This window comes from Carboxylicivirga litoralis, from assembly GCF_025499605.1.
In the GTDB taxonomy this organism is placed as follows: Bacteria; Bacteroidota; Bacteroidia; order Bacteroidales; family Marinilabiliaceae; genus Carboxylicivirga; species Carboxylicivirga litoralis.
Map to the genome: position 1 here is coordinate 1 of NZ_JAFMVC010000057.1, position 5486 is coordinate 5486.

7 protein-coding genes are annotated in these 5486 nt (G+C 38.7%); 5 read left to right on the forward strand and 2 right to left on the reverse strand.

The features are described 5' to 3' along the window. The 4 genes from J1N10_RS20350 to J1N10_RS20365 all read left to right on the forward strand — a co-directional run. Positions 1-324, forward strand: a 324-nt coding sequence (locus tag J1N10_RS20350; protein WP_262328574.1) for a hypothetical protein, incomplete at its 5' end; no start/stop codon positions are given. An 87-nt stretch (positions 325-411) separates the two neighbouring features. Continuing rightward, the gene (locus tag J1N10_RS20355; RefSeq protein ID WP_262328575.1) at positions 412-606 is read left to right on the forward strand and encodes a hypothetical protein; all 195 of its coding nucleotides are present in this window, start codon (positions 412-414) and stop codon (positions 604-606) included. A 556-nt stretch (positions 607-1162) separates the two neighbouring features. Then, positions 1163-1558, forward strand: coding sequence for a hypothetical protein (locus J1N10_RS20360; protein ID WP_262328576.1), 396 nt, complete (start codon positions 1163-1165; stop codon positions 1556-1558). Between the two features lie 119 nt (positions 1559-1677). Further along, on the forward strand, positions 1678-2163 hold the full coding sequence (locus tag J1N10_RS20365; protein ID WP_262328577.1) for a DUF5675 family protein: 486 nt from the start codon (positions 1678-1680) through the stop codon (positions 2161-2163). 24 nt (positions 2164-2187) lie between these two features. Here the strand turns inward: J1N10_RS20365 and J1N10_RS20370 are convergent, their stop codons facing one another. Together J1N10_RS20370 and J1N10_RS20375 are read right to left on the reverse strand one after the other, a co-directional pair. Further along, positions 2188-2589: a HEPN domain-containing protein gene (locus J1N10_RS20370; RefSeq protein ID WP_262328578.1), complete on the reverse strand. Its 402-nt coding sequence runs from the start codon at positions 2587-2589 to the stop codon at positions 2188-2190. Next, positions 2586-2909, reverse strand: coding sequence for a nucleotidyltransferase domain-containing protein (locus J1N10_RS20375; protein WP_262328579.1), 324 nt, complete (start codon positions 2907-2909; stop codon positions 2586-2588). The genes J1N10_RS20370 and J1N10_RS20375 overlap by 4 nt, the downstream gene beginning before the upstream one ends. A gap of 659 nt (positions 2910-3568) precedes the next feature. Here J1N10_RS20375 and J1N10_RS20380 point away from each other — a divergent pair. Continuing rightward, a partial coding sequence (locus J1N10_RS20380) for an AAA family ATPase (protein WP_262328580.1) occupies positions 3569-5486 on the forward strand: 1918 nt, incomplete at its 3' end.

The window sequence follows — 5486 nt, forward strand, 5'->3', positions numbered from 1 at the left end:
CAGTTGGCTATTGATGCTTTTAATCCGAGTGAAGAGATTCCACAAGTGGAGGGAGCTACACATGTTCGTTTCATTCTGGCGACAGCTGCGGTTGATTTTGGCAACCAGAGTTATGAAGTGGATGTGAAAGATAGTGCAGATGTGCAGCTATCAGCATTGGAGCAGGCCGTTATCAATCTGGATAGTGCGATTTCTGCTGATTCACCTCATCCGGTATTTATTGTGGTTGGCGTTGAGTACCATCAGGAGGTGAATGGTCATATGTATCCGATTCAGACGAAAACGCATAATCCAATAGCGATTGTGGAGGTAGATAAGGTGTAACCACCTTATAGAAATGAGACCGCGATAGTTATCGCGGGAGCGATGAGAAGTGAGTTGAATTGCAGCTTGGCTTAAAAAAGACTTAATATGAGTGAGGCTTCATTGAATGGTAGTGGAAAGGTTGGTTTTCTGGGAGGTACGCTGATTAGTGTGCTGAATGGGATAACGTTTGAGGGTGTTGTGGAAACGGTGTTTTATACGATACTTGGAACGATGGTGAGTTTTGGGGTATCGTGGCTGCTGAAGTATTTTTTGAAGAATCATTCGAGGAATAGTCAGTAGGTGTTAGTCAGTAGTCAGTAGTGATTGGTAGCTTGGCAAAAAGAGATGAGATGTGAGCAATGAGATGATTTGAAGCTGGGTTAGGTTGATTTATACTCATAAGAATTTGGTTTGTTTGGCGACAACGGTCGTTGATAAAGTGTGTGTTGGAGGGCTCTTGGATTGTTGGATTCAAGAGCTCTTTTTTTGGTTGGTTCTTTTGTCTTACCAGACGGGTTTGCTCGAGCCGCAAGGGCTCCCGTTTTGACACGGGACAAGTCTTTACTTTTCTCCTACAGTCGAGAAAAGTAAACAAAAGAGTCCGCTGACTGCAGCACTCACTGACCCACTAATAATTCATTGATGTGACAAAAAGAACTCACCCGATTGTCATCGGGCTCAAACAGCTTTTTGTCAAAGCATCAATTTCATTAAGTGGGTTCCCCAGTTGCGTTGCTGATGTCAGGAGGGTAATCATGAAATTTAAAAGGAATGCGTTATGAAGTTTTTTGAGAAGGTGACGGCTTTGTTGGGGAAGAGTGTTTTTAAGGATGTGGGGGACCTCATCGATCGGTTTGTGACGACCAGGGCGGAGAAGCGGCAGATACAAACGGAGCTGTTGGAGCTGCAGCACCGGCATGAGGTGGAGGCTGTGAGACTGTCCCTGGAGGCGGAGCAGGAATTTAATGAGCGTATCAGGGACCTGGAGGGCACTGCTAAAGACTTACACCAATCGGGTTGGTTGGGTAAGTTGGTGTTGTTTATGCGGGGTGCTCAGCGGCCTTTGTGGGGTTATTTTGTGGCGTACATGGACTATATGGTGTTTGCGGGTAACTGGTCGCTGAAGGGGCATGAGAAACTGGAATCGGCATTTTGGATTATTAATTTTTTGGTGTTGGGGTTCTTGTTTGGGGAACGGGCGGTGAAGAATGTGGCGCCGTTGGTGAGTGAAATGATGAAGAAAGGCAAATAGGCTATTAGGTCAGTAGGTCGTTGGTTTCCCCCACTGCCTTCGGCATCTCCCCAAGGGGAGAATTGATCCCGTTCATACTTCCCGGGACAAGTTTTACAGGATGGTTAAAAATTAGGGATATGGAATTGAAGGTTGTGAGATATAGCAGTTCTGAGGAGAGTACTTTGGGGCTGTTGTTTATTGATGGGGTATTTGCTTGTTATACCCTGGAGGATGAACATCGGGTGGTTAAGGTGATGGGTGAAACGCGGATTCCTGCAGGCCGGTATCGGGTTGAATTGCGACCTTTTGGAGGTCATCATTGGCGGTATCTGAAGCATTATGGATCGGATTTTCATAAGGGGATGCTGCAGATAATGGATGTTCCTGGGTTTACAGATATCCTGATTCATAAAGGCAATGACGATGATGATACGGCCGGTTGTTTATTGGTTGGGGATAGTGCCAATAATAACCAGGTGAAGGATGGTTTTATCGGGAGTAGTACGGTGGCGTATAATCGGATTTATGCTGTTGTGAGGGATGCTATTTTGAGAGGAGATGATGTGTTTATAGAGGTGAACGATGAGTCCTTCGACAAGCTCAGGAACCGGAACGAGGGATGATGCAACTATCACAATTGCATATTATCAGCTATTGGGGGCTTGTTTGATTAGTTCCAATAGTTTGGAGTTAAGAATCTTAACCTCATCTAATAATGGGAGCACTGTTTCTTCATCAAAATCTATGAAATCAGCATAATCGCTTTCCTGGCGCCAGTCGAACAGGTGGGCATAGAGTTTGCCCAGTTCTTTATCCAGAAGATTTGCTTTGACAAAATTGAGAAAGAGCTGTGTTTTAACACCATTGTGGGTTTCAGCTTTAATGTCGGACTGATAAAGCAAAGCGCTGGCCAAATAATAGGAACAGTAATACAAACGGTTGACACAAGAATTCCAACGTTGATTATTGGCTAACAACAAAGCATCTTCGTAAATCTCACTTGATTTATCAATGCGATACTTGATATAGTCCTGTTTACTGTCGGTCATGATAATCGGATGCCTTCCTTTTGGACGTTATGGTAGAGGGGTGTTACAGCATGTTTTGATTCCCAGTCTTTTTTCGAATAAACGAAGGTTGAGATAGGTTCACCAATCTCTAGCTCAACATCGAATAAGGCTTCGCGGTATTCCTTTTCCAGCTTTCTGTTTACCTGAAGGTTACTTAAAAGAATAAGGATATCCCAATCAGAATCTTCATTCGCTTGGCCTCGTGCATGTGAACCAAAGAGCACAACTTCAGCAGCAGGATTCTTTTCTGAAATCCGCTTTTTGATTAGTTGAATGATATGCTGTTCTCTCTTGTTCATAATTCAAAGATACATTTTTCTAAGAAACAATAGAATACTCAAATAGAATTAGCCTTAAACCCTTAAACCACCTTTTTTACAGACTGGCAAATGTAGTCAAGGTTGAGGGGCCAGTTAAAAGAAGTGAGTGGTGAGAGGCGAGAGATGAGTAATGTATTGAGCGAATTGCTTTGTCAGGAATAAGAGCTGGGCAATGAGTTATGCGGAATGAGCATAAAACCGAGAACATAAAAAGACAAGGAGCCCTGAACCCGGAGGGCTTGACCTTTACTATTTGGCAGGCTGGGAGACCTTTGTTTAAGGATTTGAAGGCGGTTGGGGATGCGAATTATCAAATTAAAACGAAATGCCCGAATAGTTAGGAGTAAGTACGAAACGTGATTCAAGCGCCAGGGACTAGTTCCACTGATAGAATCGGGGGATGGAAGTGCAATGAAGAATGAAGCTGACGTAGCGTAACGCAGACCTAACAGGGGACAATTAATGCCAAAAATCACTTTTCTAACTTCTTGTTTTACAATTTATGTAAAATATTGATATTAGTTAGATGAAATTGAAGCTAAAATAGTTAGGAGTAAATAATTCGTAAATGTGAATTATATTCTATAGTTTCAATTCATGAAAACTGAGTAATCTATTCTTTTTAAGCTTGATTAATAATGATTAATACCAGACCTAATGTATATGCTAATCATGGATTTCCTTATTTTTTAATGAATCCTAAAGATTTTGAAGAGATTGTGTATCATATATACTCCAATGAGATTACTTATGGATCATGGAGAGGGAAGTTTGACACAATTAATTGGTTAGATAAAGTTGGGGAAAGAGGACGAGATTGCACATTACATATAAATGGTGGCAATGTAGGTGTTATTCAATGTAAACACTCTGAGAAAAATATACATGCATTTACTAAACCTGATTGTATAAAAGAAATATGTAAGTTTATTTTACACTACGGAATAGATCAATCATTGATAAGTGATCTGAAAACATTTACGTACTACTTTATAGTTTCAAGTAAGTTTACTGAACCGGCTCAAATTTTACTCACAGATTTTAGAAACAAAATCTTACTTGAACCAAAATTATCGGACTACATAAAAAGTGTATTAAGAAATAATGTTGCACTGAAAGAAAAATACACTTTGGAGCGAGCAGAAAAGTTCCTGCATAATCATTTAAATAAATTGAATGTTAAAATGATTGTTGGAGCTGATTTGAATGAACTCATGAATAATAGTTGCAACGAGGCTATACAAGAGAGGTTTTTCTCACTAAGAGTCATCGAAAAAGTAAAGGAAGCTTCGAATATTCCGATAAATGATATAATACGAAATTTTGCAAATGCTTCTATCGTGCTTTCTGAATATAAAAATGAGTTTGAAGGAATTGAGGGATCGCATATAGATAGAAAAGAAACAGATTTATTGGTTGATTGGATTGAGAAAGATATCGATGACGAAAAGGAGCGAGTAGCTTTGCTGGTTGGGCAGCCAGGTAGTGGTAAATCTGTTATTTTAAAAGACCTTTATAAGAAGTTGGACATTAAAAGTATTCCTACTCTTGGAATAAAAGCTGATGAATATGCCACGAACTCAATAAAACAATTGGAAGAACGATTGAATTTAACCGATTCAATTGAAAAACTACTGGTTAAGCTAACTGATGATTATGCTACTGTTGTTGTGATAGTGGATCAAATTGATGCCCTATCTCAAACCAATTCTGCAAGAGGTGAATATCTGGCAACCTATAAACAGTTGATTAGTGCTTTAAGAAAATATGATAGAATACGAATTGTTGTTTCAATCAGGTCATATGATTTGGAATATGATTTTGGTTTTAAATCCTTTAAAAAGGAAACAACTTTTAAGGTCGATTCACTGACGAAAGAAGAAATAACAAAAGTTCTAAATCAATTGTCAGGGTCAAAACTTTCGCTTACGGATGCTATGTTTGAATTATTGAAAACTCCGTATAACCTAGATGCATTCTGTCGAATTTTCAAGCATAGCCTTAATCTGAACTTATTAAAGACCACTACTGATTTATACAAAGAATTATGGAGACAGAAAGTGGTCAATATTCCTAATGATAAAAGAGTTCTCAAACTGAAAAGCGTATTGTATTCAATTGCTTCAAAGATGTACAATGAGCAAACAATAACATTACGAAATGATGCATTACCTGACCGGTTTTCGAAGGAACTTGAATATTTGCTACAGAATGGAATTCTAGTAAGTAAAAATGGCTCCATTCATTTCTTCCATCAAACGTTTTATGATTTTGTTTTTGCAAAGCATTTTTGCGGAGAAAATAAATCAATTTTCAAATATATTAATCAACATTGGCAAGGATTAAAAGTAAGGTCAAGCCTGAAGATGATTTTATCATTTTACAGGGATACAAATCACAATAAATACATTGATATTTTAAAGCATATACTAACTGAGCAAGTATTTTTCAAACGAAAAATAAGATACCACATAAAGCTATTGGCAATAAGTTTAATAAGTTCAGAGCAAGAACCTACTGCTAAAGAAATACAATTATTTGACAAGAAGATATTAA